16 protein-coding genes are annotated in these 16,539 nt (G+C 76.3%); 6 read left to right on the top strand and 10 right to left on the bottom strand.

Annotated elements, in window-relative coordinates; translation table 11 throughout:
• Positions 1 to 35 precede the first annotated feature (35 nt).
• From ACPCUX_RS15520 to ACPCUX_RS15510, 3 genes are all read right to left on the bottom strand, one after another.
• Complete coding sequence (locus ACPCUX_RS15520) at positions 36 to 1,472, bottom strand: M15 family metallopeptidase (RefSeq protein ID WP_423389117.1); 1,437 nt, start codon at positions 1,470 to 1,472, stop codon at positions 36 to 38.
• A gap of 348 nt (positions 1,473 to 1,820) precedes the next feature.
• Positions 1,821 to 3,092, bottom strand: coding sequence for a threonine/serine ThrE exporter family protein (locus ACPCUX_RS15515; RefSeq protein ID WP_186325201.1), 1,272 nt, complete (start codon positions 3,090 to 3,092; stop codon positions 1,821 to 1,823).
• 62 nt (positions 3,093 to 3,154) lie between these two features.
• On the bottom strand, positions 3,155 to 3,571 hold the full coding sequence (locus tag ACPCUX_RS15510) for a hypothetical protein (protein ID WP_034654403.1): 417 nt from the start codon (positions 3,569 to 3,571) through the stop codon (positions 3,155 to 3,157).
• 124 nt (positions 3,572 to 3,695) lie between these two features.
• Here ACPCUX_RS15510 and ACPCUX_RS15505 point away from each other — a divergent pair, with 124 nt between their 5' ends.
• Positions 3,696 to 4,418, top strand: a complete 723-nt coding sequence (locus tag ACPCUX_RS15505) for an antibiotic biosynthesis monooxygenase (RefSeq protein WP_114554096.1) — start codon at positions 3,696 to 3,698, stop codon at positions 4,416 to 4,418.
• Positions 4,419 to 4,447: 29 nt separating this feature from the next.
• Positions 4,448 to 6,055 (top strand): mechanosensitive ion channel domain-containing protein, encoded by a 1,608-nt coding sequence (locus tag ACPCUX_RS15500; protein WP_423389116.1) that lies wholly within the window; start codon positions 4,448 to 4,450, stop codon positions 6,053 to 6,055.
• A gap of 54 nt (positions 6,056 to 6,109) precedes the next feature.
• On the opposite strand, the gene surE is transcribed toward ACPCUX_RS15500, so the two are convergent.
• The 5 genes from surE to ACPCUX_RS15475 all read right to left on the bottom strand — a co-directional run bounded on the left by surE (position 6,110) and on the right by ACPCUX_RS15475 (position 10,693).
• Positions 6,110 to 6,883 carry a 5'/3'-nucleotidase SurE gene (gene surE, locus ACPCUX_RS15495; RefSeq protein WP_085386568.1) on the bottom strand — a complete coding sequence of 258 codons (774 nt, stop codon included), beginning with the start codon at positions 6,881 to 6,883 and terminating at the stop codon, positions 6,110 to 6,112.
• A 61-nt stretch (positions 6,884 to 6,944) separates the two neighbouring features.
• On the bottom strand, positions 6,945 to 7,955 hold the full coding sequence (locus ACPCUX_RS15490; RefSeq protein ID WP_085386567.1) for a 1-phosphofructokinase family hexose kinase: 1,011 nt from the start codon (positions 7,953 to 7,955) through the stop codon (positions 6,945 to 6,947).
• A gap of 9 nt (positions 7,956 to 7,964) precedes the next feature.
• On the bottom strand, positions 7,965 to 8,852 hold the full coding sequence (locus ACPCUX_RS15485; protein WP_423389115.1) for a glycerophosphodiester phosphodiesterase: 888 nt from the start codon (positions 8,850 to 8,852) through the stop codon (positions 7,965 to 7,967).
• Between the two features lie 97 nt (positions 8,853 to 8,949).
• Positions 8,950 to 9,513 (bottom strand): TIGR03086 family metal-binding protein, encoded by a 564-nt coding sequence (locus tag ACPCUX_RS15480; protein ID WP_423389114.1) that lies wholly within the window; start codon positions 9,511 to 9,513, stop codon positions 8,950 to 8,952.
• A 121-nt stretch (positions 9,514 to 9,634) separates the two neighbouring features.
• Complete coding sequence (locus ACPCUX_RS15475) at positions 9,635 to 10,693, bottom strand: 2,3-butanediol dehydrogenase (protein WP_021483082.1); 1,059 nt, start codon at positions 10,691 to 10,693, stop codon at positions 9,635 to 9,637.
• Between the two features lie 268 nt (positions 10,694 to 10,961).
• On the opposite strand from ACPCUX_RS15475, the gene ACPCUX_RS15470 reads away from it, so the two are divergent.
• Positions 10,962 to 12,107: a VanZ family protein gene (locus tag ACPCUX_RS15470; protein WP_043655066.1), complete on the top strand. Its 1,146-nt coding sequence runs from the start codon at positions 10,962 to 10,964 to the stop codon at positions 12,105 to 12,107.
• Here ACPCUX_RS15470 and ACPCUX_RS15465 read toward each other — a convergent pair.
• Positions 12,094 to 12,276, bottom strand: a complete 183-nt coding sequence (locus tag ACPCUX_RS15465) for a hypothetical protein (RefSeq protein WP_043655062.1) — start codon at positions 12,274 to 12,276, stop codon at positions 12,094 to 12,096. The two genes, ACPCUX_RS15470 and ACPCUX_RS15465, sit on opposite strands and share 14 nt — an antisense overlap.
• A gap of 264 nt (positions 12,277 to 12,540) precedes the next feature.
• Here ACPCUX_RS15465 and ACPCUX_RS15460 point away from each other — a divergent pair, with 264 nt between their 5' ends.
• Both ACPCUX_RS15460 and ACPCUX_RS15455 read left to right on the top strand, forming a co-directional pair.
• On the top strand, positions 12,541 to 14,154 hold the full coding sequence (locus ACPCUX_RS15460) for a class I SAM-dependent methyltransferase (RefSeq protein ID WP_423389113.1): 1,614 nt from the start codon (positions 12,541 to 12,543) through the stop codon (positions 14,152 to 14,154).
• A gap of 239 nt (positions 14,155 to 14,393) precedes the next feature.
• Complete coding sequence (locus tag ACPCUX_RS15455; protein ID WP_423389112.1) at positions 14,394 to 14,999, top strand: ASCH domain-containing protein; 606 nt, start codon at positions 14,394 to 14,396, stop codon at positions 14,997 to 14,999.
• A 268-nt stretch (positions 15,000 to 15,267) separates the two neighbouring features.
• Here the strand turns inward: ACPCUX_RS15455 and ACPCUX_RS15450 are convergent, their stop codons facing one another.
• A complete protein-coding gene (locus ACPCUX_RS15450; RefSeq protein ID WP_137279718.1) occupies positions 15,268 to 15,870 on the bottom strand; it encodes a pyridoxamine 5'-phosphate oxidase family protein in 603 nt (200 codons plus the stop codon).
• A gap of 48 nt (positions 15,871 to 15,918) precedes the next feature.
• Here ACPCUX_RS15450 and ACPCUX_RS15445 point away from each other — a divergent pair, with 48 nt between their 5' ends.
• Positions 15,919 to 16,533 (top strand): DinB family protein, encoded by a 615-nt coding sequence (locus ACPCUX_RS15445; protein ID WP_043655055.1) that lies wholly within the window; start codon positions 15,919 to 15,921, stop codon positions 16,531 to 16,533.
• The last annotated feature ends 6 nt before the right edge of the window (positions 16,534 to 16,539 follow it).

The raw sequence follows: 16,539 nt of genomic DNA, 5'->3' as shown, positions 1-16,539 counted from the left end.
CGGTGCCGGGGCCGTCGTCGTGGGGGAGCGGCTCGTCAGGAGATGTCGCCGTACTCCCAGTGCCAGGGCTCGTTCTTCGAGCCGCCGGCGCGGGCCCACTCGGGGTTCTCCCACCCGTAGGCCGGCGCGTTGGCGCGCATCCACTCGTACTGCGCGGTGCCGTAGCTCTGGATGCCGCCGCCGAGGTCGAGCGCGAGCGCCCAGCCGTGGTTCGACATGCCGGGCGGCGCCGCGAAGTAGCCGCGGGACGCCTTCACGGCGACCTGGGACGCGTACGAGCGGTACGAGTCCGTCACGGACAGGTTCGCGCCGAACGCCTCGCGGTACTTCTCGTTGAGGGCCTCGATCTGGTGGGCGGCGTCGCAGCGGAGCTGCTCGCCGGGCGCGAACGACAGCTCGCACAGCGCGCTCGCCGGGATCTGCCCGTTGCCGTAGCCCGCGGTGGACGTGGCCCACTGGTCGAGCTGGGCGGCGACCTCCTCGGCCGACGGCGGTCCGGGCACGACCTGGACGGTCACGCCCGAGCCGGCGGCGTCGAGCAGGGTCGTGAGCTCCGCCGTCAGCGCGGCGATCTCCTCCGTGCCGGCGGGAGCCGCCGGGTCCGCGGGTGCCTCGGCGGTCGCGTCTGCCGTGCCGGCGGTGAGGTCGGGCGCGTCGGTCGCGGTGTCCGCGGCTGCCGCGTCCTCCTCGGGTGACTCGGTCGCCGCGTCGGCGCCCGCCGACGGCGCGGCGGCGTCCGTCCCGGGCGTGGCGTCGTCGGGCGCCGTGGCCAGGCCCGGCGTCGCGGTGCCGAGCGTCGGGACCGCGGCCTCGAGCTCGTCGAGCGGCGTGCGGGCCGAGGACCGGCTCGCACGGTCGTCGGCGCGGCCGTCGAGCGCGGGCACGCTCGCGCCGAGCGTCTCGGCGGCGGTGAGCGTGTCGTCGGTCGCGGGCTCCTCGGTGGCCTCGGCGGTCGTCGGGGCGCCGTCGGCCGGGCTCGCGAGCCCCGACTCCGCGGGGGAGCCGAGGAGCGTGGTGGCGTCTTCGGACGGGGACGCCTCGGACACGGCCTCGCTGAGCCGCGTGCGCGCGTCCTCGATCTGGGCGACCTGCTCGGGCGTGAGCGCCGCGGCGCCCTCCCCGGTGAGGAACTGGGCCCGGACGAGCACGTCGCCCGCGGCGTCGACGGTCGCCGGGTCGGCGGTCGCCGGGGCGGCGACCGTCCCGAGGGACACGGGGGCGACCGCGGCGCCCGACGTCGGCGTGCCGGCGGGCGCCGCCTCGGTCGCGTCGGTCGTGGCGGACGGCGCCGCGCCGTCGGCGAAGGCCGCCGCGGCGGTGCTCGCGGTGAGCGCGACGGCCGCGACGGCGGCGCCGGTCCCGAGCGTGCGGCGGCGCCGGGGCGCGGCAGAGCCGGTCCCGTGCGTGCCACGGCGGGCGGCGGAGACGAGGGCGGCGGGGAACGAGGCCCGGCGCGCGGTGTGGCGGCCCATCTAGCGCGCCTCGCCGCGGACGGCGGGGTACGCGCCGGTGGTGCCGGTCGGGGTGGACGTGAGGTGCTGTGCAGTGGTCAAGCGGACGATCCGATCATCGGGTCGTGGTCGCGGGCGGTCGAGCGCGGCGCGCTCCGGTCCCTGGGCACCTGCGCAGGGGAGCGCGGGGTGACCACGACGGCGTGCGGTCGGGCGGGACGCGAGCGCGCCCTCTCACCACGACGCCGACAGGCACGGTCTCGGGGTGGACCGCGGAGGCCTGTCGGCTGTTCCATCTTCAACTAGACGGACGTCCAGAGGGGTGGGCTCACGAGGGGAACCCCCGGGAATGGCGTGGGGACCGTGTGCTCAGGACGTGAAGAGGGTACGTGTCACGCGTCCTGCGTCGCGCGTGACCGCCGAGCCGACGAGCGTCCCGAGCGCGATCCCGAACACGGCGACGACCGCGTTCGCGATCTCCTGCGCGGCCTCCGGGCCCCCGTTCACGAGGTCGGAGAGACCCAGGAGGCTCAGGGCGCCGGGCACGAGGAGCCAGAACGCGGGCAGCGTCGTGACGGCCGCCGGCGGCCCGTGCCGCGAGCGCTCGACGAGCGCGGCGAGCGGGGCGATGACGAGCGCCCCGAAGAACCCGGCGAGGGGCGCCGCGGCGAGCGACCCCAGGAGCTGGGCCGCGTAGGCGCCCAGCAGCACGAGCAGGACCCAGGGGAGCGAACCGCGCGGCGACGACGCGAAGAGCATCTGCCCCAGCCCGACGGCGAGGATCCCCACCCACGGCGCCCACCACCCGAGGTGGTCGCCCTGCGGCGCCGCGACGAGCGGGCCCCCGACGGCGGCGCCGGCGACGACGCCGAACACGAGGAGCAGGAGCTGCGCGACGCCGTAGACGAGCCGGCTCGCCCCCGCGACGATCTGGTTGCTCGTCAGCTCGATCGCCGCGACGGTGAGCACCGACCCGGGCAGGAACGACACGAGTGGCGGGACGAGCACGCTCAGCGGGTCGTCGCCCAGCCACGGGTGCACCACGTCCACGGCGAGGAGCGTGACGACGAACGCCGCGACGACAGGCAGGGCGGTCGCGAGCGTGGGCCACCGCGTGCCGAGCCAGCGCAGCGCTCCGACGAGCAGCCCGAGGGCGAGGTAGACGGGCAGGAGCGGGCCCGTCGGGTTGAGCACGAGCCCGAAACCGACGGTGAGCAGCCCGTGCCCGACGACGGTGAGCGCGGCCCCGAACCGGGGCGGGCGGGCGACGATCGCGCGCAGCTGCGCCCGCGCGTCGGCGAGCGGGACGTCCGACGTGCGCAGGCGGCGCACGAGCGTCATGAGCGCCCCGATCTGGTCGAGGTTGAGACCGCTCGCCTCCGCGGCCGAGAAGTCCGCGACCGCGCCGCTCTCGGTGCTCACCCGGACGAACACGCCCGTCGGCAGGACGAGGGTGCCGACGGTCGAGGCGCCCGACCGCCGGGCGACCGCCTCGAGGTCGTCCTCGACGTCGGTGACCGAGCGGCCGGAGTCGAGGAGCGCCGTCCCGAGCTCGCGCAGGAGGGGCACGAGGTCGGGCGAGACCTCGGGCGGCTCGGGCTCGACGGCGAGGGGCGGCTCGTCGCCCAGCGCGCGCAGCACCCGGCGCACGACGCCCGGGGCACGCCGGACGTCGTCGAGCCAGGCCGCGTGCCGGCGGCGGGTCAGGGCGGGCCCTCCGTGCTCACGGCGACGAGCGCGAGCAGGGCGTCCGCGTAGGCGTCGGCCGCGTCGGCGGCGCGGTGCTCGGCCGCCTCGCCGAGGACCTCGGTGCGCACGACGTACCCGTCGGCGGTCCGTTCGAGCGCGCGGAACGTGCCGCCGAGCAGCTCGCGGAGCTGGTCCTCCAGCGGGTGCCACAGCGCGTCCTCGAGCGCGACGGAGTCGAGCGCCCACTCCGTCGTGCCGTTAAAGCCGAGCACGACGCCGGTGTCGAACTCGTGCGGCTCGATGGTCATGTCGCTCACGGTGAAGACGTCGCCGTCGGCACCGGTGGTGAGGAGGCGGAAGCGGTCGCCCGAGGCGGGGGACCACCGCACGCCCGCGTCGCGCAGGGCGAGCGCGAGCTCCCACGAGATCATGCCTGCCACGGTAGGCCCGGCCCGGCCGCCGCGCGCGTCGGCTCGCGTCCCGACCCGCGGGACGATCCGTCCCGCGCCCGCGCGCGTTCACGACCCGGAAACACCCGCCGCGTTCACTCGTCCCATGACCCACGACGTCCCCGGGGACGTGCGGCGGACCGGCGGCGACCCCGCCCGCGCCCTGCCCCCGAGCCCGCCCGCCCGACCCCGCTCCGGCCCGGCCCGCACCGGCGCCGGTCCCGTGACCGTCGCGATCGAGCGCCGCGTCCGGCCCGAGAACGTCCCAGCCGTCACGCGCTGGGTGCAGGACGGGGTCAACCTCGCCAACCGCTACCCGGGCTTCCTCGGCTCCGGCTGGGTGCGCGCCTCGGCCGGGTCGCACGACTGGCACATGCTCTACCGGTTCGCGGACGCTGCGACGCTCGACGCCTGGGAGACCTCGCCCGACCGGGTGGGCTGGCTCGCGCGAGGCCGGGACCTCGTCGAGGAGACGCGGGTCGAGCGCCGCACGGGCATCGAGGGCTGGTTCGACGACCCGACGCCGGGCGCGTCGTCGGGCGCATCGTCGGGCGCGGCGGTCGCCGCGGCGCCGCCCCGCTGGAAGCAGTCCGTGAGCATCTGGCTCGGGTTCTTCCCCGTGAACCTCGCGTTCACCCTGCTCGTCGGGAGCCTGGTCCCCGCGTGGGACGCGGTGCCGGTCGTCCCGCGCGTGCTCGCCACGACGCTCGTCCTCACGCCCGTGATGACCTACCTCGTGCTGCCGCGCGTGACGCAGGTGCTCGCCCCGTGGCTGGCCCGCCCCCCGCGGTCCCGGGCGCCCCGCGTCCGTCGCGCGGCCCGGAGGTGACGGTCTCGCACCCTGCCTAGCCTGGGGGGATGGACACCGAGCTCGAGAACACGACCGACGTCCTGCTCACCCTCGGTGCGGTCGCGGCGGGCGTGGTCCTGGCGTTCGTGCTGGGGACGGTGATCTCCGCCGTCGTGCGGCGGGCCGGGCGGCGCAGCGAGCTGGCCCGGGACCTGTCGCGACGGCTCCGGCGGCCGGACCGCGCGGTCCTCACCGTCGTCGCCGTCTGGATCGCCGTGCGCGTCACCACCGACGCCGGGACGCCGTGGCGGCCCGCCGTCGAGCACCTGCTGCTCATCGCGCTCATCGTGGTCGGGGCGTGGTGGGTGGGCGCGATCGCGTTCGTGCTCGAGGACTCCGCGCTCCAGCGCTACCGCATGGACACCGCGGACAACCGGCACGCGCGCCGCGTCCGGACGCAGATCACGGTGCTGCGGCGGCTCACCGTCGCGGTGATCGTCGTGTGCGCGGTCGCGGGCATCCTGCTGACGTTCCCCGCCGCGCGCGCGGCGGGGGCGAGCCTGCTCGCGTCGGCCGGGCTCATCTCGATCGTCGCGGGGCTCGCGGCGCAGACGTCGCTCGCCAACGTCTTCGCGGGCATGCAGATCGCGTTCACCGACGCGATCCGCGTCGACGACGTCGTGGTCCTCGAGGGCGAGTGGGGGCGCATCGAGGAGATCACGATGACGTACGTCGTCGTGCACCTGTGGGACGACCGCCGGCTCATCATGCCGTCGACGTACTTCACGACGACGCCGTTCCAGAACTGGACCCGGCGCGCGGCCGACCTGCTGGGCACGGTCGAGCTCGACCTCGACTTCGAGGTGCCGGTCGGCCCCATGCGCGCCGAGCTGCGGCGGCTGCTCGGGCTCACGGACCTGTGGGACGAGCGCGTCGGCATCCTCCAGGTGACCGACGCCGTCGGGGGCCTCGTCCGCGTGCGCGCGCTCGTCAGCGCGCACGACGCCCCGACGCTGTTCGACCTGCGGTGCTTCGTGCGCGAGGGTCTCGTCGACTGGTTGCAGCGCGCCGCGCCCCAGGGCCTGCCGCGCACGCGGCTGGAGCGCGCGGTGGACGCCCTGGACCTCGACCGGCCGGACGAGCGCGACGGGCTCGGCGCGCCGGACGGGCCGGACGCGAACGGAGGCCCCGGCCGCGACGCCACGGAGGACGGCGGTCCCGTCGCCCCGGCGCGGCCGCCGCGGCTCCCCGCGGAGCGAGGTGCGCGTCGTGCCGACGCGCCCGTCGTCCTCGGCACGATCCGGCGCGCGGGCCGGGGCGCGGGCGCCGCGCCGAGCGAGGACCCGACGCGGCTCGTCGGGGTGGTGCCGGGCCCCGACGACGGCGCGGGTCGTCCGGGCCGCACCGGGCCGACCGCGGCGGACGGGGGCGTCGACGACGCCGAGGCGCCGGGCAGCACCCGGCCGCTGCCCGCCGTCGGGCACGACGACGACCTGCCCGAGGCCGCGGAGTCCGCCTTCTTCAGCGGGACGCCCGAGGGCGAGGAGCGCTCGCGGGCGTTCGCCGGGCCCGGCCAGGACGTCATCGAGGAGCGCGAGCGCACCGCCGAGCACGAGACGGTGCCGGACGACGAGACCCCCGATCACGACACCGGCGACGGTCGAGCACGGGGTTGACGACCGGATCGGCCGCGACGCGGTCGCGGACCCCGTGCTCGACGGCGGGGGTCGTCAAGCCAGGGGCGGGAGGGTCGGGATGTCGACGCTCGCGTCCGCGTAGGGGGCGACGAGGAGCGTCGCGGTGGCCCAGCCGCGCGTGAGCAGGCCGGTGTCGGAGTCGGGCTCGGAGTGCCGCTCGGTGCCCGAGTACTGGAGCACGAGGTGCCGGTCGCCGTCCTCGTGGATGTTCGCCTGGACGAGGCCGAACGACGCGAGCGGCGCCTGCCGCAGCCCGCGCAGGCGGTCGGGGGCGACGTCGGGCACGTTGACGTTGAGCGTGCGCCGGTCGAGCGGGACGTCGGCGGCGCTCCTGTCCATCCAGGCGAGCACGTGGTCGGTGACGAGCCGCGCGGTGTCCCAGTGCCGCGGCTCGGCGGCGTCGACCGAGACGGCGAGCGACCGGATGCCGTGCGTCATCGCGGACAGCGCCGCGCCGACGGTGCCCGAGTGCAGGATCGCGTTGCCCGTGTTCGCGCCCTTGTTGGCGCCCGAGAGCACGAGGTCGGGCCGCGGGCCGAACCCGCCGTAGGCGGCGACGAACGCGATGAGCGCGGGGGCGGCGCGCACGGCGTAGGAGGTGACGCCGTCGGGCAGGCCGGGCGCGCTACGCGGCTCGACGGCCAGCCGGCCGTCGCGCTCGGCGCCCAGCAGCGCGGCGCTCGCCCCGGACGACTCCCGGGCGGGCGCCGCGACGACGACCTCGTACCCGGCGTCGAGCGCCGCCCCGGCGAGCACCGCCAGGCCGGGGGAGTCGATCCCGTCGTCGTTGGTCACGAGTGCGCGCACGCGGTCCTCCTGAGGGTTCGGGTCCGGGTCTCGGTGTTCGGTCACGCTCCGCGGGCGGGCGTCAGGTCACGTCCTCGACCGTGACGCTGCGCGCGAAGCGCTCGATCTGGTCGCGGCGGCCCGTCCCGAGGCCCCGCCGCGTGACGTTGAGCGCCCCGGCCGCGGCGCCGAGCCGGACGGCGTCGGGCAGCTCGAGCCCGCGCCCCAGCCCGACGGCGATCCCCGCCGTCATCGAGTCGCCCGCGCCGCGGTGGTCGACGGTCGTGACGCGGGGCGTCGTGACCCGGTACGTGTGCTCGCGCGTGACGAGCAGCGAGGGGTCGTGCGCGCGGGACACGACGAGCGCGCGCGGGCCGGCGTCGACCATGGCGCGCGCGGACCGCAGGAGCGACTCCTCGGACTCGTCGTCGCTGAAGCCGCCCTCGACGAGCTCCTCGTGGCTCATCTTGAGCACGACCCCCGGCGCGTCGGCGACGGCCTGCGCCTGGTCGGCGGAGAGGTCCGCGACGACCTGGCGGTCCGAGGCGTGCAGGTCGTGAGCGAGGCGCCGGAAGAACGACGCGGGGACCCCGACGGCCGTCTCCGAGCCGGTGAGGATCGTGACGGCCGCGTCGAGCGCGCTGACCAGGACGGTGCTGTAGAGGTCGTCGACCTCGTGCCGGTTCAGGGGGTAGGGGTCCATCGTCACGAGCTCGGTGCGCTGGCCGCTGCGCCGGTCGTGGACGAACGCCCCGTTGCCGCCGGTGCCGACCGTGCGCAGCTCGAGGTTCTCGGTGCGGGCGAGGTGCGCCGCGACGCTGCCCGTCTCGCCGCCGAACGGCCCGCAGACCACGACGTGCGCCCCGAGCGAGTAGGCCATGCGCGCGAGCCACAGGCCCTGCCCGCCCGGGTGGACGTGCACCTCGGGCGACGTCTCGGTCGGCCCGGCGGGCTCGATCTCGATCGCGAGCAGCGGCGTCAGGGCGAGCACGCACACCGCGGGAGACCGGGGCGCGCCGCCGGGCGCGGCAGGACTCGTCGCGGTGCCGGGCGGGTGCGCGCCCGGGGGCGTCGGCGGGGTCGTCGCGCTCATCCGTCGAGGCTAGGGCGACGCGGCGAGGTCCACCTCTCGGGCGCCCGCGTGCGCGGCGGGGCCGAGCCGCGCGTCGAGCCAGCCGACGAGGCGGTCGGGTCGGTCGGTCATGATGCCGTCGACGCCCTGGACCAGGAGGTCGTCCCACTCGTCCGGCGTGTCCGCGGTCCACACGTGCACGCGCAGGCCCGCGTCGCGCAGCGTCTCCACGAGGCCCGGCTCGTGCGCGAGGAACGCGACCTCCGGGTGGCACCCCACGACCCCGAGGTCCGCGCACACCGCGACCAGCTCGCCCAGGCTGTCCGGGTGCAGCGCCAGCAGCAGCGCCCGGTCGAGGTGCGGCGCGGCGTCGCGCAGCGCGGCGACCGTGGGCGGCCAGAACGACTGGACGACCACCCGGTCCCCGATCCCGGCCGCGTCCACGACCCCCGTCACGAGCGCCGCGTCGTCCGCCGACCACACGCCCTTGAGCTCGACGAGCAGCTCCAGCCCGGGCCGCTCCGCGACGAACCGCGCAGCCTCCTCGAACGTGGGGACGCGCTGGCCCGCGAACGCCCGCGCGAACGACGACCCGGCGTCCAGCGCGCGGACCTGCGCCAGCGTCAGTCCGTCCACGCGGCCGGTGCCGTCCGTCGTCTCGTCCACGACGTCGTCGTGCAGCACCACGACGTGCCGGTCGGCCGTGAGGTGCACGTCGAGCTCGATCGCGTCCGCGCCCGCGCGCCACGCCGCCTCGAACGCCGCGAGCGTGTTCTGCGGCGCGACGGACGAGTTGCCCCGGTGCCCGACGACGAGCGGCCGGCCCGCGCGGTCGGCGACCGGTTCGAGGAGACGGGCGCGACCCGGTGCGCCGGGCGGCTCCGCCGGCGTCCGGGGTGCGGTGCGGTCGAGCGGCATGGGGCCAGTCTCGCGCGCGGCGCGCCCGGCCGTCCTGCGCAGGACGCCGCACGCCGGACGTTCCGCCGACGTTCACCCCGTCGTCGTGCGGCGGCGGTCAGCGCGCGCGGCCGGTGAGCGCGAGGAGGCGCGTGAGGTCGTCGGCGCCGTCGTCGACGTCGAGGGGGCCGCGGAAGAGCGTGCCGGGCTCGAGGAACGTCGAGCGCGCCTCGGCGTAGCGCAGCGCCCACGCGACGAGCGCCGGGTCGACCTCCTCGTCCCCGCCCGTCGCCCGGGCCAGGTCCCACGCGTGCACCACGAGGTCGAACGTCATCTGCGCGCAGTACTCCGCCCCCGACTCGTCGCCGTACGAGAGGTGCACGCGACGGTCGAGGGCGTCCGGCGCGAGGAACGCCTCGCGCGCCTGGACGGACGCGTCGACCCAGCGGTCGACGGGGTCGTCGCCCAGCACGTCGCCGTCGAAGACGCCGCCGACGTCCTCGATCCAGCGGCCCGCGAGGAGCTCCGGGGCCCAGAGCTGCTCGGCCGTGACGTGGTTGACGAGGTCGCGGACGGTCCAGTCCGCGTCGGGCGTGGGGAGCGGCCAGCGGTCGTCGCGCAGCGGGCGCACGAGCGCGTCGAACGCGCCGATCGCGTCGCCGTGGGCGGCGAGGACGTCCATGCGGGCCTCCCGGGGCCGGGTGCTGCGGTGCTCCTCCACCGTGGCACGCCCCGCCGTGCACCGCAGGTCGAGCAGCGCGGCCCGCGGCCCCCGGGGACGGTGGGGGCCGCAGGCCGCCGTCTCACACCGACACGACGATCTTCACGTGGTCGTCCTTGTGGTCGATGAGCTCTCGGTACCCCTTCTCCACGACGTCCTCGACGGCGATGCGGCTCGTCACGAACGGGGCGAGGTCGACCTTGCCCTCCTGCACGAGCCGGATCACGGCCGGGTGGTCGTCCGCGTACCCGATCGCGCCCTTGATGGTCAGCTCGCGGAGCAGGACCGTCATGACGTCGAGCGTCGGCGGCTCGGAGAACAGCGCCACGATCTGGAGCGTGCCGCCCGCCTTGAGCGCGCGGGTCAGCGTGTCGAGCACAGGTTGCGCGCCCGAGCACTCGATCGCGACGTCCGCGCCGCGGCCGTCCGTGAGCTCGAGGACGCGCGCGGCGACGTCGACCTCGCGCGGGTCGAGGACGTCGTCGGCCACCCCGGTCTCCAGCGCCTTGGCCTTGCGCGCCCCGCTCACCTCCGTGACGATCGCGCGCGCCCCGATCGCGTGCAGCACGGCGCACGTGAGCAGGCCGATCGGACCCGCGCCGCCGACGAGGACCGTGTCGCCCGCCTGCGCCCCGGAGAGGCGGACGCCGTGGTACGCGACGGCCAGCGGCTCGATGAGCGCCGCCTGGTCCAGCGGGACGTCGCCCACCGGGTGCACCCACCGCCGCTCGACGACGACGTGTTCCGCCAGCCCGCCGCCGCGGCCCGAGATGCCGATGAAGCCCATCTTCACGCACGCGTTGTAGAGCCCGTCGCGGCACGGCGGGCACTCGCCGCACACCATGAACGGCTCGACGACGACCGCGTCCCCGACCGCGAGGCCCTCGACGCCCTCGCCGAGCTCCTCGACCACGCCGGAGAACTCGTGCCCGAACACGACGGGCAGCGTCTCGCCCGACAGGGGGTGCGGCTGCGTCTCCGACGGCGCCGGCGGGAACGGGCCCTCGAGGTAGAGGTGCAGGTCCGAGCCGCAGATCCCCGTCCACGCGGGCCGGATCTTCACGGTCCCCGGCCGGGTCTCGGGCTCCGGGACGTCCTCGATCCGGAGGTCTTCCTTGCCGTGGTACCGCGCCGCCTTCATCGTGCTCACCTCGTCCCTCGTGCCGCGCGCACCGGTCGGTGCGCGGCGGCCGGTCCCGGACCGGTCCTCGGTGCACCCGCGGCGACCCGTGACTCCCGACCGCACCTCCACGGTAGGCCCGAGCTCCCGCCCCGGGCCGCGCCGAAGGTCCCGCCGGACGGGGCCGGTCGTCGTCGGCCGCGATACTGGGGCCCGTGACGCCGAACCCGACCCCGGTCCCGACCGTGACGCGCGCCGCGCGCCGTCCCGCGCAGGGCGGAGCCTGCGCGTGACCGACCGGTGGACGTGGCCCGCGTACGTCGGCCTGCTCGGGGGCGCCCTGCTCTTCGCCGCCTTCCTCGTGCCCGCGCTCGCGTGGCAGTACCGGCGGTACGGCCGCCTGAGCGGCCGACGTCTGCTCGGGGCGGCCGCCGTCGCGGTCTACGGGGTCGCGCTCGTCGCCTACACGCTCCTGCCGCTCCCGAGCGGCGACCTCGCGCGGTGGTGCGCGCAGTACGGCGTCGCGGGCGCCGAGCTCGTGCCGTTCCACTCGCTCGCGGACGTCCGGCGGGACACGGCCGGGCTCGGGCTCGGCGCGACCCTGCGCAGCACCGCCGTGCTCCAGGTGGTCTTCAACGTCGTCCTGTTCGTCCCCTGGGGCGTGCTCGTGCGGCGCTACCTCGGCCGCGGGGTGCTCGTCACGACGCTGTCCGGCCTGCTCGTGTCGCTCCTCGTCGAGACCACGCAGTACACCGGGATCTTCGGGATCATCCCGTGCTCGTACCGGGTCGCCGACGTCGACGACGTGCTGACCAACACGCTCGGCGCGCTCCTCGGGGCGCTCGCGGCGCCCCTCCTGCTGCGCTGGATGCCGCGTGCGGGAGAGCTCGAGGCGCGCCGCGAGGAGGCCCGGCCGGTGACCGTCTGGCGGCGATGGCTCGGGATGCTGCTCGACGCGCTGCTCGTCACGGCGCTGGGCGTCGTGCTGCAGGTCGCCTACCGCACGGTGCTCTACGCGCTCGGGCGCCCGCTGCCCGACGGCGCGGACTGGGCCCAGTGGCTGCTCGGCACGCTCGTGCCGTTCGTGGTCGTCTTCGTGGTGCCGACGTTCCTCGGCAGCGGCGCCTCGTGGGGCCAGCGGACGGTATGGCTCGCCCCGCGCTGGGCCGGGCGGCGCGGCACGACGGCGCAGCGGGTCGCCCGCGCGTCGGCGGGCGGCGCCCTGTGGGGAGCGCTCGGCCTGCTGAGCGACCTGCCGGCCGGGATCCCTGCGGCGGTGGGGGTGGCCGCCTCGGTCGCGGCACCGCTCGCGGCCCTGTTCGCGGTGGTGTCGGTGGTCGCGGTCCCGTTCACCCGCTCGCGCCGCGGGCTCTCGGGCGCGGTGAGCGGGGCGGAGCTCGTGGACGCGCGGGAGGTGCCGGTCAGCCCTCGGTGAGCAGGCCGACGAGCAGGGCCACGGCGCCCCACACGAGGAGGCCGCCGCCGACCGCGATCGCGATGCCGCTCGCACCCGTCGACCCGGCGCGGCGCGCGCCACGGACGGCCGTCGCGGCGATCGCGAGGCCGGACACGACGAGCACAGCCCCTGCCACGATCCAGAACATCGCCCATACCGTCGCATACGGCGCGCCCAGCTGCATCGTGGACGGCCGTCCAGGTCGGGCGTGTCGCGCGGCGCGGACGCGTGCCCGGACCCGCGGAACCGCGCCGTTCCGCGCCTCGTGAGCGGCCGCGTCCCCACCGCCGGCCCGCCGGGTGCTGCGTCTGGCCGCCCGAGACGTGAGACGGGTGGCGCCCAGGACTGCGGCTGTCGGCCCGAGACGTGAGACGGGTTGCGCCCGGGTGCCGCCTGGCCGCACCGTGTGCGGGTGCCCCTCCCCGCCGACGGCCCGCCCGTGCGCCGCATCCTCTTCCCCGGCCGCCACCACGTCGTCACGCGCTACCAGGTCGACTACCTCCGGGCGCTGCGCGCCGGGCTCGTGCACGACCTCGACGGTCGGCGCGTGCGCTGCGCCCCCGACGTGGAGGTCGTCTGGGTCGTGACGTCCGCCAACCACGCGGGCACCCGCCGCAACCCGCTGCCCGGGCACCGGCGCGAGGCGCTCGTCGAGAACGTCACGACCCGGGAGGGCCTCGCGTCCGTCGTCGTGCCCGTGCCCGACGTCGCGCCCGACGACCGCTTCGCCCACCTCGTCGTGACGAGCGTCGCGACCGCGACCGGCGTCGCGCCCGACCCCGCCGACACCGTCGTCGCGTGCTCGACGCCCGCGCTCGTCGACGCCTACCGCGCGCTCGGCTACCGGGTCGCGGGGGTCGAGCTCGACGCCGCCGAGCGGGGCGGCGACCTCCCCGCGCGGCCGTGGGACGTCGTCGAGCAGATCGCCGCGGGGGACGAGCGCTGGCGCGACGTCGCGCACCCCGCCGTGCCGGAGTTCTTCGCGCGCTACCGGTTCGTCGAGGACGTCCGGCGGATCTTCGCCGACCCGGTCGTGTCCGGCGACGGCGACCTCACCTCGACGCGCGACTACCGCACGTACGCCGCCGCGTTCGAGGACGCGTCGGCGCGCAAGTGGGCCCAGGTCGCCCCGCACGTGCGGCCCGGCCGGATCGTCGACATCGGGTGTGCGACGGGCGGCCTCCTGGAGCACGTGGCGCGCGAGCCGCGCCTGCACGAGTCGGACCTGTTCGGCGTCGACGTCGCGCGGCACCTCGTCGCGGAGGCCGAGCACAAGAAGGCGCAGGGCGTGTTCGCGAACCCGCACGTGTGGTTCGTGCAGGCGAACATCCTCGACCGGTCCGTGATGCCCGACGCCTCCGTCGACACGACCCTCACCGTCGCGCTCACGCACGAGGTGTCGTCGTACGGGGACGGCGTGCGCGACGTCGAGACGTTCGCGCGCCGCGTCCACGCGCACACGCGGCCCGGCGGCGTGTGGATCAACTCGGACGTGTGCGGCCCCGCGGAGCCGGACCGGGTCATCGTGCTCACGCTGCGGACCGACGACGGCGCCCCCGCGACCGGCGACGGGCCCGGCGGCGCGCGCACGGACCTCGACGACCTCGCGCGCGCGGACGTCGCGGCGTGGGTCGGGGCACTCTCGACCGACGCGCGGCTCGTCCAGTTCGCGTACGACTTCCCGCGCCTCTCCGGGGCCGACTTCCGGCCCGAGCGCGTGCGCCCCGGGTCGTGGCGGCTCACGCTGCGCGAGGCGATGGAGTTCCTCACGCGCAAGGACTACGTCGACAACTGGCTGTCCGAGAGCCACGAGCGCTTCTGCGACCTCACCGGCCCCCGGTGGGCCGACCTCCTCACCGCCGCCGGGTTCGAGCTCGAGCCGGGGAGCGGGGCGTGGCGCAACGAGTGGGTCGTCGAGCACGCGTTCGCGCCCGTCGCCGCCCTGCACGACGCCACGACCGGCGAGCCCGTCGACTGGCCCGACACCCACGTCCTCACCGTCGCCCGCCGCCCCGAGCTCGCCTGACCCGCCTGCCCTGCCGAGGTAGAGCCGCGGTCGCGCGGGCTCGCGAGGTAGAGCCCTGGTCGCGCGAGGTAGAGCCCCGGTGGGCCGAGGTAGAGCCCTGGTCGCGCGAGGTAGAGCCCTGGTCGCGCGAGGTAGAGCCCTGGTGGGCCGAGGTAGAGCCCTGGTCGTGACCTCGGCTCTACCTCACCGGCCGCGCTCTCCCTCGGGAGGGCGTGGCGGCGTGGTCGTACGCTCGGAACGTGCTCCTCGACGCCCGCACGCTGCGCGGCCTCCAGGACGGGACGGTGACGCTGACGTTCCGCCGCTGGACGACGCCGCGCGTTCGCGTCGGGACGCTCCAGCGCACGCGGGTGGGCGTCGTCGAGGTGACGTCGGTCGAGCGCGTGCCCGTCGGTCCGGACGGCGCGCCCGTCGTGTCCGACGACGAGGCCCGCCTCGCGGGGATGACCTCGCCCGAGCGTGTGCTCGCTCGGGGCGCCGGGCGCGAGGGCGACCTCTACCGCGTGGGCCTGCGGCTCGCCGGCCCGGACCCGCGCGCCGTGCTGCGGGAGGACGCGGACCTCGACGCGGACGCCGTCGAGCAGCTTCGCACCGCGCTCGCGCGGAAGGACCGGGCCGCCGCGGAGCCGTGGACGCGCCGGTACCTCGAGCTGATCGGCGCGCACGAGGGCGTCGTCGCCCGCGAGCTCGCGGCCGGGCTCGGCATGGCCCGCGACGACTTCAAGGTGCGCGTGCGTCGGCTCAAGGAGCTCGGCCTCACCGAGAGCCTCGACGTCGGGTACCGCCTCTCGCCGCGCGGGAGGGCCTACCTCGCCGCGACGGCGGACGAGCGGCCCTCCTCGTGAGATCGAGCGTCCTCCCTCGCGGGACCAGGCCTCTACCTCGCGGGACCGGGCTTCTACTCCGCGGGACCAGGCCTCTACCTCGCGGACCCGGGCTCTACCTCGCGAGAACCCGCCTCTGCCTCGCGGGGCCAGGGCTCTCTCACGAACCGGGGCCCTGCCTCGGCGAGGTAGAGGCCCGGTAGGGCCTGACTGGGGGATGCGCCCATGCTCGCGCAGCGGGCTCTCGGGCTCTCGGAAACGCACGCACCCAGGAGCCGGCCGTGAGGCGTCAGCGCCCGAGGGATTCCGGTGGCGTCGTGGCCTCCACGGTGCGGGGGCCGTCGCCGATCGCCGGGAGGCCGTCGAGGCTCGCGGCGTTGCGCTCGCGCCAGTACGTCTCGAAGTACTCCGGCGAGCGGCGCTCGTGCGACCGGTCCAGGACGTCCCGGTCCGCGACGAAGTCCATGTGCGGCACGGAGAATCCGCACGAGTCGGAGACGCGCTCGACGTCGACGACGACGATCCCGCGCTGGCCGAGCTCGCGCTCCTTCGCGAACGCGGGGCGCAGCGCCTCGAACTCCGGGGTGCCGGCCTCGACGTACCGCCCGCTCCCGTGGAAGCGGACGATGTTGGGCGGCCCCTCGAACGCGCAGAACATCACGACGATCCGCCCGTTCTCGCGCAGGTGCGCGGCCGTCTCCGCGCCCGAGCCCGTGTAGTCGAGGTAGGCCACCCGGTGGGCGTCGAGGACGACGAACGTCCCCGCCATGCCCTTGGGCGAGACGTTGACGTGACCGTCCGCCGCGAGCGGCGCGGTGCCGACGAAGAACACCGGCTGCGCGAGGACGAACGTCGCCAGCCGGTCGGTGATCTCTGCGTGCACGGTGGCCATGAGGGGAGTCTGGCACCGGCGTGGGAGGGCGTCGGTAACGTCCGGTGGATGAGCACGAGGACGGCACCGGGCCACGACCCCAAGGCGACGCTGCTGCGGTACCTGAGCCGGGAGCGCGACGCGCTGCTCGCCAAGGCGGAGGGGCTGAGCGAGTACGACGTGCGCCGTCCGCTCACGCGCACCGGCACGAACATCCTGGGCCTGGTGAAGCACGTGGGCAGCGTGCAGCTCGGCTACCTGCACGAGGCGTTCGGCGGCACGCACGACCTCGACCTGCCCTGGTTCGCCGACGGCGCGGAGGTGAACGCCGACATGTGGGCCACGGCGGACGAGAGCCGGGAGGAGATCCTGAGGCTCTTCCGCCGGTCGTCGGAGCTGTGCGACGCGACCGTGGCGTCGCTCGACCTCGACGCACCCGGGCACGTGCCGTGGTGGCGCCCGGAGAACCGGGACGTCACGCTCCACCAGGTGCTCGTGCACGTGCTCGCGGAGGTGGCGCACCACGCCGGGCACGCCGACATCGTGCGCGAGCTCGTCGACGGCGCGGCGGGCGACGGGCGGGGCAACCTGCCCGCGCTGGACGACGACGAGTGGGTCGCCTACCGCGCGCGCGTCGAGTCCGCGGCCGTCGAGGCGTCCCGACGCGCGGGGGAGCGCCCCTGAGCCGCG

The sequence above is a fragment of the Cellulosimicrobium sp. AB352 genome, from assembly GCF_049538415.1.
Lineage (GTDB): Bacteria > Actinomycetota > Actinomycetes > Actinomycetales > Cellulomonadaceae > Cellulosimicrobium > Cellulosimicrobium funkei.
This window is presented reverse-complemented; position numbering and strand designations above follow the sequence as displayed.